At 57.3% G+C, this 13446-nt stretch carries 21 protein-coding genes and 1 tRNA gene; 19 read left to right on the plus strand and 3 right to left on the minus strand.

Annotation, left to right across the window (positions count from 1 at the left end):
- The first annotated feature begins 27 nt into the window (after nucleotides 1-27).
- The 15 genes from DXT96_RS06740 to DXT96_RS06810 all read left to right on the plus strand — a co-directional run bounded on the left by DXT96_RS06740 (nucleotide 28) and on the right by DXT96_RS06810 (nucleotide 7955).
- Nucleotides 28-342 (plus strand): hypothetical protein, encoded by a 315-nt coding sequence (locus DXT96_RS06740; RefSeq protein ID WP_153513927.1) that lies wholly within the window; start codon nucleotides 28-30, stop codon nucleotides 340-342.
- Nucleotides 342-572, plus strand: coding sequence for a hypothetical protein (locus DXT96_RS06745; RefSeq protein WP_153513928.1), 231 nt, complete (start codon nucleotides 342-344; stop codon nucleotides 570-572). Before DXT96_RS06740 ends, DXT96_RS06745 begins: the two co-directional genes overlap by 1 nt.
- Entirely contained in the window at nucleotides 563-1534 is a 972-nt protein-coding gene (locus DXT96_RS06750; protein WP_153513929.1) for a hypothetical protein, read from the plus strand. Before DXT96_RS06745 ends, DXT96_RS06750 begins: the two co-directional genes overlap by 10 nt.
- The gene (locus DXT96_RS06755; protein WP_153513930.1) at nucleotides 1531-2379 is read left to right on the plus strand and encodes a recombinase RecT; all 849 of its coding nucleotides are present in this window, start codon (nucleotides 1531-1533) and stop codon (nucleotides 2377-2379) included. Before DXT96_RS06750 ends, DXT96_RS06755 begins: the two co-directional genes overlap by 4 nt.
- Nucleotides 2376-3227: a hypothetical protein gene (locus DXT96_RS06760; protein ID WP_153513931.1), complete on the plus strand. Its 852-nt coding sequence runs from the start codon at nucleotides 2376-2378 to the stop codon at nucleotides 3225-3227. The genes DXT96_RS06755 and DXT96_RS06760 overlap by 4 nt, the downstream gene beginning before the upstream one ends.
- Nucleotides 3220-3462, plus strand: a complete 243-nt coding sequence (locus tag DXT96_RS06765) for a hypothetical protein (protein ID WP_153513932.1) — start codon at nucleotides 3220-3222, stop codon at nucleotides 3460-3462. The genes DXT96_RS06760 and DXT96_RS06765 overlap by 8 nt, the downstream gene beginning before the upstream one ends.
- 204 nt (nucleotides 3463-3666) lie before the next feature.
- Nucleotides 3667-3867, plus strand: a complete 201-nt coding sequence (locus DXT96_RS27055; protein ID WP_153513933.1) for a hypothetical protein — start codon at nucleotides 3667-3669, stop codon at nucleotides 3865-3867.
- On the plus strand, nucleotides 3867-4253 hold the full coding sequence (locus tag DXT96_RS06775) for an HNH endonuclease (RefSeq protein ID WP_246670530.1): 387 nt from the start codon (nucleotides 3867-3869) through the stop codon (nucleotides 4251-4253). The genes DXT96_RS27055 and DXT96_RS06775 overlap by 1 nt, the downstream gene beginning before the upstream one ends.
- On the plus strand, nucleotides 4250-4534 hold the full coding sequence (locus DXT96_RS06780) for a hypothetical protein (protein WP_153513934.1): 285 nt from the start codon (nucleotides 4250-4252) through the stop codon (nucleotides 4532-4534). The genes DXT96_RS06775 and DXT96_RS06780 overlap by 4 nt, the downstream gene beginning before the upstream one ends.
- The gene (locus tag DXT96_RS06785; RefSeq protein ID WP_153513935.1) at nucleotides 4531-5220 is read left to right on the plus strand and encodes a hypothetical protein; all 690 of its coding nucleotides are present in this window, start codon (nucleotides 4531-4533) and stop codon (nucleotides 5218-5220) included. Before DXT96_RS06780 ends, DXT96_RS06785 begins: the two co-directional genes overlap by 4 nt.
- Nucleotides 5210-5983, plus strand: a complete 774-nt coding sequence (locus tag DXT96_RS06790) for a hypothetical protein (protein WP_153513936.1) — start codon at nucleotides 5210-5212, stop codon at nucleotides 5981-5983. Before DXT96_RS06785 ends, DXT96_RS06790 begins: the two co-directional genes overlap by 11 nt.
- The gene (locus tag DXT96_RS06795; protein ID WP_153513937.1) at nucleotides 5976-6299 is read left to right on the plus strand and encodes a hypothetical protein; all 324 of its coding nucleotides are present in this window, start codon (nucleotides 5976-5978) and stop codon (nucleotides 6297-6299) included. The genes DXT96_RS06790 and DXT96_RS06795 overlap by 8 nt, the downstream gene beginning before the upstream one ends.
- Nucleotides 6299-6565: a hypothetical protein gene (locus DXT96_RS06800; RefSeq protein WP_153513938.1), complete on the plus strand. Its 267-nt coding sequence runs from the start codon at nucleotides 6299-6301 to the stop codon at nucleotides 6563-6565. The genes DXT96_RS06795 and DXT96_RS06800 overlap by 1 nt, the downstream gene beginning before the upstream one ends.
- The gene (locus DXT96_RS06805) at nucleotides 6562-6822 is read left to right on the plus strand and encodes an AlpA family transcriptional regulator (protein WP_153513939.1); all 261 of its coding nucleotides are present in this window, start codon (nucleotides 6562-6564) and stop codon (nucleotides 6820-6822) included. The genes DXT96_RS06800 and DXT96_RS06805 overlap by 4 nt, the downstream gene beginning before the upstream one ends.
- Nucleotides 6819-7955: a tyrosine-type recombinase/integrase gene (locus tag DXT96_RS06810; protein ID WP_153513940.1), complete on the plus strand. Its 1137-nt coding sequence runs from the start codon at nucleotides 6819-6821 to the stop codon at nucleotides 7953-7955. The genes DXT96_RS06805 and DXT96_RS06810 overlap by 4 nt, the downstream gene beginning before the upstream one ends.
- Nucleotides 7956-8072: 117 nt before the next feature.
- Here DXT96_RS06810 and DXT96_RS06815 read toward each other — a convergent pair.
- Together DXT96_RS06815 and DXT96_RS06820 are read right to left on the minus strand one after the other, a co-directional pair.
- Nucleotides 8073-8146, minus strand: a tRNA-Cys gene (locus DXT96_RS06815).
- A gap of 239 nt (nucleotides 8147-8385) precedes the next feature.
- Nucleotides 8386-8538, minus strand: coding sequence for a DUF3309 family protein (locus tag DXT96_RS06820; RefSeq protein ID WP_084687064.1), 153 nt, complete (start codon nucleotides 8536-8538; stop codon nucleotides 8386-8388).
- A gap of 719 nt (nucleotides 8539-9257) precedes the next feature.
- Here DXT96_RS06820 and DXT96_RS06825 point away from each other — a divergent pair.
- Nucleotides 9258-9563 (plus strand): hypothetical protein, encoded by a 306-nt coding sequence (locus DXT96_RS06825; RefSeq protein ID WP_149897451.1) that lies wholly within the window; start codon nucleotides 9258-9260, stop codon nucleotides 9561-9563.
- An 83-nt stretch (nucleotides 9564-9646) separates the two neighbouring features.
- Nucleotides 9647-9892 (plus strand): DUF982 domain-containing protein, encoded by a 246-nt coding sequence (locus DXT96_RS06830; protein WP_046798319.1) that lies wholly within the window; start codon nucleotides 9647-9649, stop codon nucleotides 9890-9892.
- A 617-nt stretch (nucleotides 9893-10509) separates the two neighbouring features.
- Here DXT96_RS06830 and wrbA read toward each other — a convergent pair.
- Complete coding sequence (gene wrbA / locus DXT96_RS06835) at nucleotides 10510-11109, minus strand: NAD(P)H:quinone oxidoreductase type IV (RefSeq protein WP_153513941.1); 600 nt, start codon at nucleotides 11107-11109, stop codon at nucleotides 10510-10512.
- Between the two features lie 276 nt (nucleotides 11110-11385).
- Here wrbA and DXT96_RS06840 point away from each other — a divergent pair, with 276 nt between their 5' ends.
- Both DXT96_RS06840 and DXT96_RS06845 read left to right on the plus strand, forming a co-directional pair.
- The gene (locus tag DXT96_RS06840) at nucleotides 11386-12177 is read left to right on the plus strand and encodes a competence/damage-inducible protein A (RefSeq protein WP_153514226.1); all 792 of its coding nucleotides are present in this window, start codon (nucleotides 11386-11388) and stop codon (nucleotides 12175-12177) included.
- 205 nt (nucleotides 12178-12382) lie between these two features.
- The gene (locus tag DXT96_RS06845) at nucleotides 12383-13228 is read left to right on the plus strand and encodes a universal stress protein (protein ID WP_149897449.1); all 846 of its coding nucleotides are present in this window, start codon (nucleotides 12383-12385) and stop codon (nucleotides 13226-13228) included.
- The last annotated feature ends 218 nt before the right edge of the window (nucleotides 13229-13446 follow it).

The raw sequence follows: 13446 nt of genomic DNA on the forward strand, positions 1-13446 counted from the left end.
GTCAGAGTAACAGATAAGGGGCAGGAAATGGCAGATACCAATAAAATCGATGGTCCCGGCCCTTTGCGCGTTGTTGCCAGAGAAAGAGACCGTCAGTTCGGCGTTGAGAGCGATTACAACAAGGCGTCTGGCGAGTGGGAAGACATCTACGTCTCATTTACCGGCTACTTCGGAAGCTATGGCCCCAACGTGTTCGCCGCCGCTCCTGATCTGCTTGCTGCTCTCAAAGCGATGGATGAAGCCCTCTGCAATGGGTTTGACACGAAAGAGCATCGGGCGTCGTCCCGTAAGGCATTGTTCGACGCTCGCACCGCAATTGCCAAAGCCGAGGGGAGATCGTGATGCCCTCCGCTTTCTCCACCACCAACACACAAGAAGCGGATGAGCGCGAAGCTTACATCGAAGCGCTCAACAAGCGCGCGGCTTCCAACTTCCGCAAAATCAAATTCATCGAGTTTGTGACCCTGGTTCTCGTGACCTGCACGCTCATGCTCGCCATCTCGCTGGCTTCGGAAAGCTACCTCAAGGCGGATGCGCTCGTAAATCAGGAAAGGTCCGTAGCATGGAAGTGATCGGCAGCATTTCGAATAAAATCGTTGGTCGCTGGGCATGGTGGCAAAAGGCTCTCAAGGGCGACTTCGGCCCAATGCATGAAGGGCAGCCCGAGCAAGGTTTTTACCGGACCCGGTTCAAGGGCGGTAAATGGGAACCTGTCGCTATCTGGGTGGATGACGAGAGCGGGAACTGGCTGGCGTATCGTTCAGGCCGTGAAGTTGATGCCGCCGAGGTTTGGAATTTCTGCCGGACGCATCCCATCAGCCGCGCCGACTACGATGGGGCGATGGAAGGAAAGCCATTCCCGGACGAGGACGCCGTTGTTGCCGAGCAGGTAGCGGCAGCCGGCCATAACTCTGGCGATGCAAACCAGACCGAAGAACTTCGCGACCAGATTGCCAATGCCCTCAAGGGCATGGACGCCTACCAAACAATCAGCGACGACGCGACGGCCGGCAAAGCGCTGTCGCTTCGCAATCGCCTCAATGAGCTTTCCAATCAGGCCGACAAGGTCCGAGTGAAGGAAAAGGCACCTCACCTTGAGGCGAGTAAGGCAGTGGACGAGAAGTGGCAGCCGCTGGTCAAGAAGGCCAAGGAAGGCGCCAACAAGGTAAGGGATGCCATCGGCGCTTTCGAGACTGCAAAGCTTCAAGAGCAACGGAAGCGCGAGCGTGAAGCTGAAACCGCTCGCCTTGCCGCAGAGCTGGCCACCAGCACGCAAACGGCAGATGTGGCGGTCATTGACGCGCCGAAGGTCGAAGCGGTGCCAGCGTCTATCAAGCCAACCTACGGCAAGGCAGCAAGCGTTCAAGTCAAGAACGTCCTCAAGGATGTCACCGACTGGAAGGCGCTCGCAATCTACATGTGCGACCACCCTGTCATGCAGGACACGCTTCGCCAGCTGGCACAGCGGGCCATCGACGCCGGACGCACGAACATCCCAGGTATCACCGTTGAAGAAAAGGCGAACGTTCGATGAATGCTGTTGCTAAGACCGAAGCCGCACCGCGCACGTCACTTATCGCGACTATGGCCGCAAAATACCAAATGGATGCAGACCAGTTCGCAAAGACCGTCCGCGCCACCGTCATGCCTTCCCAGCACACCAACGAGCAATTCGCCGCTCTTATGCTGGTCGCCAACGAATACGACTTGAATCCTGTCGTGAAGGAAATCTACGCCTTCCCAGCAAAGGGTGGCGGCATTGTCCCGATCGTGTCGATTGATGGCTGGGTCAATCTCGTCAACTCCCATCCGGCCTGTGACGGCTTCGAGTTTGAATTCGAGCATGACGATCAGAAGAAGCTCGTTTCTTGCACGTGCCGCATGTACCGGAAGGATCGCGGTCGCCCTGTTACCGTTACGGAATACCTTTCCGAGTGCAAGCGCAACACGGACCCATGGAAGATGGAGCACCGGATGCTTCGCCACAAAGCGATGATCCAGGCAGCACGCTATGCCTTTGGGTTTTCCGGCATCTACGACGAAGACGAGGGCTCAAAGATTGCGGAGATGCGCGACGTTACCCCTCCGAAGCCGCCACAGCCGCCAGAACCTCCCGCAGAAGAGGCTTCAGGCGATGGCAGCGATATCCTCGACCTGACGCCGGAAAAGCCATCAGAGGACCAACACGGCGAAATCAACGCCGATGATTTCATCGATCTCATCAAGGGCGAATTAGGAACGGCGCAATCGGTCGATGACTTGGAAGAAGTTTGGACCGCGCGCGACCCCATGGCGGTCCTAGAAGGCGACGATGTTCGCCAAGGCCTTGCTGTCGCTCTGAAAAACAAAAACCTCAAGCGTCTTGGAGCATCCTCATGAGCAGGTCAGGACAAGTACCTATCCGTATGCGCGTCGAAGGCATGCGTCTCGTGCCGGCGTCAGCGTTCGATCAAGAAGCGCTGTCAGCTTACCAGAATGGAGCCGTTATTCAGGTTTCTTTCTGGCAGGGTCGCAATCCCGACCTGCTGCGCAAGTTCTGGGCGATCCTCTCGAAGGTCGTAGAAACCTGCAACACGCCTTGGGAAGACAAGGAAGAAGCCGCCGATGCGTTGAAGTTGGCCCTCGGCATTACCGATGTCGGAAGCACCGTGAATGGGCAGATGTTCGTTCGGCCCGGCAGCATTGCATTCAACGCGCTGGATGAGGCGCGCTTCCGCAAGTTCTTCGAAGACTCAATGGCCATACTGTGCCGCATAACTGGCGTGGATGTTGAAGAGCTTGGCCGCGAAGCTGCGGATACAGGACCCGATCACGACTCGGAGACGGGCGAGATAATCACTAACACCCCTTCCGCCGACGCTCCCCCTGCCCCTGCGTCGTCGGCAGATGCTGGCATGACGCCAGTAGATGAGGCCGGAGCGGATGATGTCCCCGCCTCCGATGCTCCGGCCTCGACCGATCCAGAGCGCGATATCCTGATCCGGTTCGCTTCTGAAATGCTGCCGATGGCGGCGAATGCCCCGTCCGAGGCATGGAAGGAGGTCGAAAAGGGTTGGTCCGAAGGCGAAATGAAAACTCTGTCGGGTTCCGGGAAGGCCAAGGCGAAGTCCATCAGCCAGTCGATCCGGGCGATTGCCGCCGGGAACACCAGTCTGGAATCGGCCGCCGGTTTCCATGCCGAAATGCTCGACTGCAAGGCTTCTGATCTGGGAGGCGTCGATGGGTAGAGAAAACATCGAAGGCCTCGTACCTCCGTCAATGCGCTTCAAGCGGACAGAGATGCAGGAAGAGGCTGATGAGATCGACCTCGAGATATACCGGCTCATTGGTCGCATCGAGCGCTTTGCCACCACGACAGTCTTCAAGGATGAGGTCATGGATTCGGCTACGCGCCTACAGCAGGCACGATACGCGATCCGAAGCCTAATGCACCCAAAAGATAGGGAGCAGACCAATGGTTGAGCCATTCTACAGCGAAGAACGCCCTTCTCCTCATCCAACTGATTGGCAGGTGGCCTGCCCTTCTTGCGGCGAACAGATTAGCTGCGAGATGGAAGAGGACGCCGACGGCAGCTTCTCGAAGTCTGACCGAGATGGCGATCCAGTCGTTAACTGCGAGTGCGGATGCTTTTTCATCCCGGCAAACATGATCGTGAGGATAGCAGCATGAACCGCTTAATCCGCCGCGCCATCCTCAACTGGCTCGCTTGGAAGTCGAGACGGAAGCTTTGCCGCAAATACCCGTGGCAATCAGACATAGACGCCAAAATTGATCAGGCGAAGCGCTCACACGGCAAGACAGGACGTGTCCGAGATCTGGAACGGCGCAAGCGGGACATGATGACACGCGCGCTGGGAGGGAACTAATGGCTCGGACAGTGGAAGAATGGCGCGGCCGTACCGACGATACCATGCCGCCGCCCCGCGTGAAGGACCGCATTCGTGATCGCCAGGGGAACAAGTGCGCCTTGACCGGCGTGACGCTCGGCTCCGACGAGAAGGTTCAATACGACCACATCGTTCCCCTCTGGCTGGGCGGAGCCAACACAGAGAGCAATCTGCAGGCCGTAACCGCCGAAGCCCACAAGAAGAAAACCAAGGCCGAGGCAACCGTTCGGGCGAAGTGCAATCGGGTGCGCAAAAAGCATCTCGGCATCAAGGGCGAAAAGCGGTCCGGCTTCAATTCCAACTTCAAACGCAAGATCAACGGTGATGTGATCGACACCAGAACCGGGGAGATCGTGAGCAGATGACCAAGCGCATTACCGATCTGGAAAAGTTCGCGCTGGAGCAAGTCTGGCGTCCGTATCAGAACCAAGACGGCTTTGCATTCGCGCAAGAAGACCGGTTCGAAGCGTTGCCAATTAGCCTAGAGGAAACAGCCAAGCTGCTGATCTCGGATGAATCCGGCTGGTCCAAGTGCGTCCTAGACCGCATCAGCGCCATCGGATTCACATTCCCCTCCTACATCTATCACCCGCTCGTGGACGTTGTTCGCACGGCGCGGGAAGTTCGGAAAGGCACAAAGCCATGAACGCATTGGAAGAGATCAAGAAGGTGCTGGAAGACGTGGCGCCGGGGCCTTGGTTCGATTGGGAGACCAACGAATGGCTGGTTGATCCACAACGTTTGTTGTGCCGATACGTTGACGCGTCATTTATCGCGCGTTGCGATCCCTTGGCCATCTCCGAACTCGTCTCCACCCTCGAAAGCTTGCAGCGCGAGAACGAGGAACTGCGTGAGAAAGCCGCCCTCCACTCCGCCGATGCAAAAACTGCGTGGGCAGAATGTGATGAACTGCGAGGCCTTGCTGACCGGCTGAAGATGGAAGCCCAGACGCACGCCATGGAAGCACGCGGGGCCAACGCCACCATAAACGAGATTTACCAGATCATCACCGGTGGCAAAGGTGAGCCGGGCACCTGGAATGGTGCCGAGCCTGTTCGCGCCTATGTCGAAGTCGCCAAGGGCGACATTCTGCGTCTCGAAACGGAACTGGCACTATCCAAGCCCGTGTATTCCCGCCGTCTGCTCGAGGACCGCGTGAAGACACTCGAAAAGGCGCTTACGCCGTTTGGCCGAGCCATCACGTATTGCGAACAGCTGCGGAAACATGGCGGTGACGATTCAGTTAGGGCGCACGATTTCGTCATTTCCGATGAGTTCCGCTGCGCCCGCACCGCCCTCGCCAGCACAGGAGGCGAACACCATGCAGAGTGAAACAGCAATCAGCCGTGAGTTGATGGGCAAAATCGTGGACGAAGTATTTGACGGCGCAATCGAAGACGCCAGCGTGATCGAGGACATCTATGCGGTCATCAAGCGCGAGGAATCCACGCAGTCGAAGATCGATGAACGAAAGCCGCTCGATCTCACCATCACACAAGATTGGTTCGAGAAGCGCGCTGCGCTTGAGGCGGATCACGAGATCGGCGCGGGCCCCCGCAAGTTCATGACCTGCGTGGACCCAACACCGGATGAACTGGCCGAACTATTTAAGATTGCTCACCGGATACCCGACGGCTGGCAGCTTGTTCCTGTAGCCGCCCTGTCCGCTGCGGAGCCGGTGGCGTGGCGCTATAGTTTCAAGGGAGGGAAATGGACTGTTCAGAAGAACAAACCCCACTGGTTCAAGGAGGGTATGCCAGACGTCGAAATCGAGCCACTATTCATCTCATCTTCCACGCAGCAGCCCGCGCCATCCGTGGCCGTGAAGGCAATCTTTGAAAAGCTGGACAGTGTTATTGGCTTCGAAGAGCAAGACCGCGAAACAATTGCCGAAATTCGGACGATGGTTTCCGCCCTCTCCGCACAGGTGCAAGACGTGACGGGGAACGCCGATGACTACTATGGAAGCGACCCAGCGGAGTTGAAGCGGCTGCTCGCACAACGCGACAAGTGGATAGTCGATAACGACCATTGGCACGATTTCACTCGCTCTCTTCCCGCAGTACCCGCGAAGCAGGAGGACGGCCATGACTGATATCGTGGAACGATTGACAGCCCCCATGCCCCGCCATCTGTTCTTCCCGCTGGCCGATGCGCTTTGCATGGAAGCAGCCACCGAAATCACCCGCCTCCGCCAACTCCTATCCGAAGCAGAGAAGGAGGCAAGGGCGAAGGCGCTGGAGGAGGCTGCGAAAGTATCTGAGCGCGATGTGGATTGGTCAGCGTTTGGCAAGAGGGATATTCAGCCTTGGGAAAACGGCGATGATTCCGTTCGTGATTATCGCCTTGGGATTGCAGCTGGCCGCGCTATCGCTGCCGCTATCCGCGCCCTGCAATCGGAGGAGCGGTGATGAAAATTCATTTCGGGAAAACGCGGTTCCCGTGGAGGCTGTCGATTAAGTTGCCGTCGATCTACACCAGATTGCACGAGTATCAGTCGCGGCAGATGACGCTTATCGAACAGGTTTACGGCATCAGCTTTGGCTACAAGCGCTTTATAGGATTTGTCATAACCGGTCCTATTGTCATTGAGGAGAGCCGAGCGGCGCTTGAAAGGAGCGAGGGCTCGCCTGTGCATAAACCCGCTGTGGATAGCGGGGAAAGCGGGGACGAATGACGAATACCGTTGATCTCTCCCGCAATGTGCCGCGCCTTGGTTTGAACCGAGCCGAGGTGGCTAGCGCGATTGGCGTGAGCGCCAACACAGTGGATCTGATGGTTGAGGAGGGGTTTCTTCCAAAGCCCAGGAAATGGCACAGCCGCAAGGTGTGGCTTGTTTCCGACGTGATCGCCGCTATGTCGTCTTGGCCGGAAGATGGTGCGACCAAAAAACAGGAAGGCGCAGATGACGACCGGTGGGAGATGTCTGCGTGATAAACGTGGCGAATATCAATCTGCCGTACATCGAAAAGAACAAAAGCCGACATGGGTCGATGCGATATTACCTTCGCATCGACGGGAGACGCTTATGCAGACTTCCCGATAACATTGATTCGGAGGAGTTCAGCAATGCCTACTGGAAGGCGCGCGAAGAAGCGAGGCCTTTGCTTGAGAAGGCTGTTGAGGCTAAGCCTATCTCCTCTATCGTTCGGGCAAATAGCTTCCGCTGGCTATGCATGGAATACATGCGCAGCAACGCATTCATCTCTCTTGATGAGACGACACGCACGCGCCGCCGGAACATCATGGAAGGGATATGGGAAGAGCGCTTGAGCGATACAGATGATCGACTGGTAGCCGATATCCCACTTCCGAAGGTAACCGTCGCCCACATCGAAATTCTTCGTGACCGGAAGCGAGACGCCCCTTTTGCCGCCGACGAGCGGCTAAAGGTGTTGCGCCAGGTATTCGACACCAAAAAAGACGGTAAGGCCATTGTGCCGAATATTGCGAGACTGGTTCAGCCCTTTAATGCGCACAGCGACGGCCACGCGACAGCCACACCCGAGGATATTGAGAAGTTCATCGCGCACCACGGCACCAGCTCTAAGGCTGTGCTATATGTCGCGATCCAAATGTACACCGGCCTTCGGGTGTCTGACTTGGCCGTGTTAGGCCCCCAGCACCGGCGGAAAGACGCCTTTAAGCTGCGCCTGTTCAAAAACAGAAACAGGACGCCGGTTGATATTGATATCGCCATTCACCCGATCCTTGAGGCGGTTTTGGCCAGCCACAAGTTTGAAAACCTCACCTATCTCGTGACGGAATTCGGAAAACCATTTTCGGTGAAGGGGCTTGGCAACCGGATATCAGACTGGTGGAGGCAGGCAGGGATGGGACACCTCACCTCTCACTCTGTTCGGAAAGGTCTCGCGACTGATGTGGCGCACAACGAAGCGACAGACAGCATGCTTGAGGCGATGTTTGGCTGGAAGGACGGCAAGACGTCAAAAATCTACACCCGAAATGCTGAACGAGCACGACTCGCTAGACAGACGGTGGAGAGAATTACTTGGGATGGGATCGGCTCAAAGCTGCTGCCGGCCGATGAGGTGAAGGCGGGATGAAATAGGCACAGACTGCCACACCGCTCTTTGGTGTGGCGGAACGGTTCAAGCCCATATTGCCACACCTTGAAAATAATAAAGTAAAATCAGTTACTTGCTTCGGGTGAAGAAGCTTATTGGAGGCCTCGCCCGGAATTGAACCGGGGTACAAGGATTTGCAGTCCTCTGCGTCACCACTCCGCCACGAGGCCTCACACGCTCTTCATTCGAGCGATGGCGGGCATTTAGAACGAATCCATTTTGGGCGCAAGAGGGTTCGTTCCGAATGTGGTGTTTTTTCCGGCCGGATGAGCTCAATGCAGTCTCCCCTCGGCTAAGGGATTAAGATTGCGTGATTTTTTGTATCTCCCTCATATTTCAGAAGAAATAATGCCCGCATCGGCCGCAATGGCGGCAGTGCGGGCATTGGCTCAGTCTTAAGGGTGATCGATCAAATCCGCCCAAGCAGAACCAGTATCAGGATGATAACCAGAACCAGCCCCAGGCCGCCCGACGGGCCATAACCGTAATTATGGTAACCCCAGCTTGGCAGCGCGCCGATCAGGAACAGAATAAGCAGGATGACGAGGATGGTGCCGAGCATGTTTAACCCTCCGCTATTGGCATGTGTGTTCTGCCTGATTCAATGACGGAGCATGAAAAAGGTTCCCTCCAGTTCCCCTGCTGCAACTTGCCACCCAAAAAGCATCCTAGCCGTTTCAAAGGGTTAAAGCGCTATCTGCGCTGAGGACTGCGTCCGCCCGTCGGGTAAAATAATTTGCCGGATAAATATATCAGGCGGGGAGCGTTGAAACGGCGTGGGTCTAAAGGTCAAAGGTCTGGGACTTCTATGACCGGCGATGGCAGCGATTTATTCGTGGTAATTTCTCGGCCTATGTCCATTGGCGGTTGTTAGTTACACTATAACAAGTCCCCCGTACCCTGAAACTGGCGGGAGACAGAGAGATCTGGCATCACTGGCAGTGCGCCAGATCTCTCCCGCCCCCTCCCGGCGAACCACGAATTCCCCTGCAGACACACGGATATTTTACCGATGGTGATATTCGCTTCTCTTGCCTTGCCGGTTTCACTCCGGCTAGACCCCGGACCGGGAGGGAGAAACGAGAATCATATGTCCGGTTTTGCGAACCTTATCCCGCTTTTCATCTTTGGCCTCCTCGTCTACGCTTTCTTCCGCTGGGTCGCGCGCGACATTCAGAATCCAAAAAGCAAATAGACGGGACGAATAATCCTTCATCTTCTTGCCTGCCGGGAACCGCTGCGCCTCCATATCGTTTTCGCAGACGCACTTCGGAGGACAGGATGAAAACGCTCCTATCATCGGCCACTATCGCGCTCACATTCGCGCTAACGGGATGCACGACCGTCGGACCAGGCCCCTACGTCGGACCGGCGCCTTATGTCGCACCAATCCCCGGCAGCATCATTTACAGAGGCCAGCCGCGCACAAAGCTGACGAAATCGCCGATCGGCAGCACCTTCAGCCACGAATTCCGTATCGACGGCAGCACAAGGGCGGTGGAAACCTACCGGATCGCGCCCGACCGCTCGCTGGAACTTATCGACCGACGGATCATTCGCGACTGGCTGTTTGGACGCGACGACTGATCGCACCACGGCCGGACCGAAACGGATTGCGCATTCAGGCCGCTTCGGTTAGAGCCGGGCACGACAAACAATACGGATAGGCGATGAATACGCGCTGGCAAAAACCCGTCCTGATCGCGTTTGAAACGCCGGGCGAATATACGAGCATCGAAACCACGCAGGCCGCTTCCTGGGCGCTGATCGAGGACTGGCCGATCGAAGACGGCGATGCGCTGGACAAGGCGCTACTCATCTGCGCCGCCGTCGATGCCGGCCGGAAAAAGCCGGAAGATGCGCGCAAGGCCTTCCTCGCCGCCGCCATCGAAGCGGGCCTTGATTTCAAGGCCTGACGGGAGAATGGCTCGCCTGCCGCAAAACGATAAGATGTGCCCTGTGGCGCTGAAACTTCAAGACAACAGGTTCGATGGATAAAAACCGATGGAAGCTTCCGGAAACATGAAAAAAGCCCTGTTCATCTTTCTTCTCTCCTGCCTGGCAATCGGCCTTCTCGGCCACCTCGTCGTGGCCTTCGTCGTCACCGGCTGAAGCAGCAAAGTGACGCCCGCCGCCGCGTGCAATGGCAGCGTGTTAAAAATCTCTAAATTTCATTCTTCTGTTATGGAACCGCAATAAGCTCCGTCCGTTCTCTTTCCGATCAAACAAGGAGGATTGAAATGCGTGACGGATTGAACGGTTTTCTCGAAATCTCGATGCTCGGCTTCGTGGTCGCAAGCTGCCTTTTCATGGTCAACCTGCCGATCTGACACGGCGCCAAATCCTCTCGTCACAGGACCGGCGACGTAAGATGCCGGAACAGAAAATGCGGCCTTTTGGGCCGCATTTCTTTTTTTCAATCGCTTAGAGCATTTCCGCTTTTCTCCGAAATGCGGAAATGCTCTGGCTCTTTGTTTTTACGCATTTTCCGGACGTAAAATCGCTACGCACTTTTACTGGAAATGCTCCAGGCTCAGGCCGAAAGCTTGGCGGCCAGCTTGGCGACATGCGCGCCCTGATAGCGTGCAGCTTCCAGCTCGATTTCGGAAGGCTGGCGCGAGCCGTCACCATCGGTGATGGTGGAGGCGCCATAGGGCGAACCGCCCTTGATTTCATCGACGCCCATCTGGCCCTGGAAAGCATAGGGCAGACCGACAACGGCCATGCCGTGATGCAGGAAGGTGGGAATGAAACCGAGAATGGTCGATTCCTGACCGCCATGCTGCGTGGCGGAAGAGGTGAAGGCCGAGCCGACCTTGCCTACCAGCTTGCCATTGAACCACAGGCCGCCGGTCTGGTCCCAGAAATTGCGCATCTGCGAGGCAACTGTGCCGAAGCGCGTACCGGCGCCAACGATGATGGCGTCGTATTCGGCCAGTTCTTCCACCGTCGCCACCGGGGCCGACTGATCCATCTTGAAGTGGGAGGCCTTGGCGACCTCTTCCGGGACCAGTTCGGGAACGCGCTTGACCACGGCTTCCGCGCCGGTGGACTTGACGCCTTCGGCGACGGCATAGGCCATTGTCTCGATATGGCCGTAAGCGGAGTAATAAAGTACCAGAACCTTCGTCATTCTCTTCGTTTCCTTTGTTGGAACTGTTTCCGGCGTGCCGGCCAGAAGCTTCTTCAAAAACTCGATGATCATCGGCGTTGACCCGTCAAATGTGTGTGACGAAACCTAGCCCACGGCCCCTCATCCCGCCAGCCGGGGATTGGCATACGCACTGTTCACCATGAGTGAACGGAAAACCGGAATGTCAACCATTTACAAAAGGACATTTTTTCAAAACTGCTTTGCATTCATCAGTAGCGGGGCTAACGTCGGGGGAAACAGATGACGAGTGCAACCATGTCCAATCCCTCCTCCACCTCCTCCGTTGTCACCGCCGCCATGCTCGCCATCGGCGACGAATTGCTGTCGGGCCGCACCAAGGACAAGAATATCGGACATCTCGCAGATGTCCTCACCATGTCCGGGATTGACCTCAAGGAAGTGCGCATCGTCGCCGACGAGGAGGAGCAGATCGTCGAGGCGCTGAATGCGCTGCGCGGCCGTTACGACTACGTCTTTACCTCCGGCGGCATCGGCCCGACCCATGACGACATCACCGCGGATGCGGTATCAGCGGCGTTCGGCCTGCCCTGCGAACACGATGCCGAGGCCCTGCGCCTGTTGGGTGACATGTACCGCGTCCGCGAGATGGAATTCACCGAAGCGCGCAAGCGCATGGCGCGCATGCCAAGAGGTGCCGCGCATATCGCCAATCCGGTTTCCGTCGCCCCCGGCTTCGTCATCGGCAATGTTTATGTCATGGCCGGCGTGCCGCAGGTGTTTCAGGCCATGCTCGACAATGTCATGCCGACCTTGCGCACCGGTGCAAAGGTCATGTCGCAGGCGGTGCGCTCGCCCTATGGGGAGGGCGATATCGGCACGCCGCTGACGGCCGTCCAGAAAGCCCATCCAGAAACCAGCATCGGCTCCTACCCGAAATATGACGGGCAGCGCTTTTCGACGGAGATCATCGTGCGCGCCCGCGACGCCGGCGTGCTGAAGGCGGCAACCGAGGCGGTTGCGGCCATGATCGAAACCATCGGCCAGGAAAAAAGACTGGCAGCCAGCAAGGGTGATGCAACCGCCTGAGTGAGAAAAGGCTTGAGACGAAAAGGTTTGACCAAAATCAAGGTGGCGGTCTGTAAAGGCGGCCACTCTCCCCCCTGAGCATTTCCAGGAAAAGCGGAACAGCTTTTCCGTCCGGACAATGCGTAAAACAGAGACTTAGATCGCTCTGGCGATTCGAAGAAGAGCCAGAACGATCTGAAAACGACATGTCACCGAGGAGAGAAAAATGGGTTACAAAACGATACTGACAGTGGTCGACAATGTTTCGAACACGCAGAAGCTCGGCGAATTCGTGGTAAGCCTTGCCGATCAGTTTTCCTCCCATGTGATCGGCCTGCACATGGAAACGCTGGCCGCCGTTCCGCTCGTCGCACCGATGGAAATTCCCGATCCCGCCACCGTGCAGGCTTTGCAGGACGTGGCGCACAAGGAAACCACAGATGTCGGAACCCTTTTCGAGCGCACGCTGTCTGCCAACGGCATCTCGCATGAATGGCGCAGTTTCATCACATCGGTGGGTTATGCCTCTGCACCCGCAATCGACAGCGCCCGCTGCGCCGATCTTATCGTCGCCCGCCAGAGCAGTTCTTCGGCGCTCTCCGACAGCCGCTCGGACATTGACGGCTTTCTTTATGAAAGCGGCCGCCCCGTTCTCCTCGTGCCGCATGTGCTCACCGTCGCCAAACCGATCAAGCGCGTCCTGATCGCCTGGAACGGCTCGCGTGAGGCGACCCGCGCCACCTTCGACGCCCTGCCCTTCCTGAAAGCAGCCGAAAGCGTCGAGATCTTCTCCGTCGATCAGGCCGAGAGCGAAACGCAGTCGTCGGGCCTCGCCGGCGCGGAACTGGCCGCAACGCTTGCCCGCCACGGCGTCAACGTCACGGTCACCTCGCAGGAAAAAATCGCCGGCGTCTCGCCGCAGGCAGCCATCGAAAACCGCCTGTCCGATCACAGCATCGACCTTCTGGTCATGGGCGCCTATGGCCATTCCCGCTGGTGGGAACTGTTGTTTGGCGGTGTGACGCGCACCCTGCTCGATTCCATGACGGCGCTGACGCTGCTGTCGCGCTAAAACGCGCATAGCGCCCTCGGCATCCCACGTGGACCGGGCGTATGCCGCTTGTTTCTTCTCCCCGCCGGGGAGAAGTCCGCGGCAGCGGGATGAGGGGGCAAACTCTCCGAATCCGGTAACGTTTCCCCCTCATCCGACCCTTCGGGCCACCTTCTCCCCGCCGGGGAGAAGAAACAGGCGGCAATATCCCAATTCAAACAACGCGCCTCACGCGCAAA

The organism is Agrobacterium sp. ICMP 6402, from assembly GCF_009498615.1.
In the GTDB taxonomy this organism is placed as follows: Bacteria; Pseudomonadota; Alphaproteobacteria; order Rhizobiales; family Rhizobiaceae; genus Agrobacterium; species Agrobacterium burrii.

Bases quoted from the DNA above. Each gene is read 5' to 3' on its own strand.
- DXT96_RS06805 (WP_153513939.1), top strand. From the start codon at position 6,562: ATGACGAATACCGTTGATCTCTCCCGCAATGTGCCGCGCCTTGGTTTG.
- DXT96_RS06740 (WP_153513927.1), top strand. From the start codon at position 28: ATGGCAGATACCAATAAAATCGATGGTCCCGGCCCTTTGCGCGTTGTT.
- DXT96_RS06755 (WP_153513930.1), top strand. From the start codon at position 1,531: ATGAATGCTGTTGCTAAGACCGAAGCCGCACCGCGCACGTCACTTATC.
- wrbA (WP_153513941.1), bottom strand. From the start codon at position 11,109: ATGACGAAGGTTCTGGTACTTTATTACTCCGCTTACGGCCATATCGAG.
- DXT96_RS06800 (WP_153513938.1), top strand. From the start codon at position 6,299: ATGAAAATTCATTTCGGGAAAACGCGGTTCCCGTGGAGGCTGTCGATT.
- DXT96_RS06790 (WP_153513936.1), top strand. From the start codon at position 5,210: ATGCAGAGTGAAACAGCAATCAGCCGTGAGTTGATGGGCAAAATCGTG.
- DXT96_RS27055 (WP_153513933.1), top strand. From the start codon at position 3,667: ATGAACCGCTTAATCCGCCGCGCCATCCTCAACTGGCTCGCTTGGAAG.
- DXT96_RS06820 (WP_084687064.1), bottom strand. From the start codon at position 8,538: ATGCTCGGCACCATCCTCGTCATCCTGCTTATTCTGTTCCTGATCGGC.
- DXT96_RS06745 (WP_153513928.1), top strand. From the start codon at position 342: ATGCCCTCCGCTTTCTCCACCACCAACACACAAGAAGCGGATGAGCGC.
- DXT96_RS06845 (WP_149897449.1), top strand. From the start codon at position 12,383: ATGGGTTACAAAACGATACTGACAGTGGTCGACAATGTTTCGAACACG.
- DXT96_RS06775 (WP_246670530.1), top strand. From the start codon at position 3,867: ATGGCTCGGACAGTGGAAGAATGGCGCGGCCGTACCGACGATACCATG.
- DXT96_RS06840 (WP_153514226.1), top strand. From the start codon at position 11,386: ATGTCCAATCCCTCCTCCACCTCCTCCGTTGTCACCGCCGCCATGCTC.
- DXT96_RS06760 (WP_153513931.1), top strand. From the start codon at position 2,376: ATGAGCAGGTCAGGACAAGTACCTATCCGTATGCGCGTCGAAGGCATG.
- DXT96_RS06765 (WP_153513932.1), top strand. From the start codon at position 3,220: ATGGGTAGAGAAAACATCGAAGGCCTCGTACCTCCGTCAATGCGCTTC.
- DXT96_RS06750 (WP_153513929.1), top strand. From the start codon at position 563: ATGGAAGTGATCGGCAGCATTTCGAATAAAATCGTTGGTCGCTGGGCA.
- DXT96_RS06780 (WP_153513934.1), top strand. From the start codon at position 4,250: ATGACCAAGCGCATTACCGATCTGGAAAAGTTCGCGCTGGAGCAAGTC.
- DXT96_RS06795 (WP_153513937.1), top strand. From the start codon at position 5,976: ATGACTGATATCGTGGAACGATTGACAGCCCCCATGCCCCGCCATCTG.
- DXT96_RS06830 (WP_046798319.1), top strand. From the start codon at position 9,647: ATGAATACGCGCTGGCAAAAACCCGTCCTGATCGCGTTTGAAACGCCG.
- DXT96_RS06825 (WP_149897451.1), top strand. From the start codon at position 9,258: ATGAAAACGCTCCTATCATCGGCCACTATCGCGCTCACATTCGCGCTA.
- DXT96_RS06785 (WP_153513935.1), top strand. From the start codon at position 4,531: ATGAACGCATTGGAAGAGATCAAGAAGGTGCTGGAAGACGTGGCGCCG.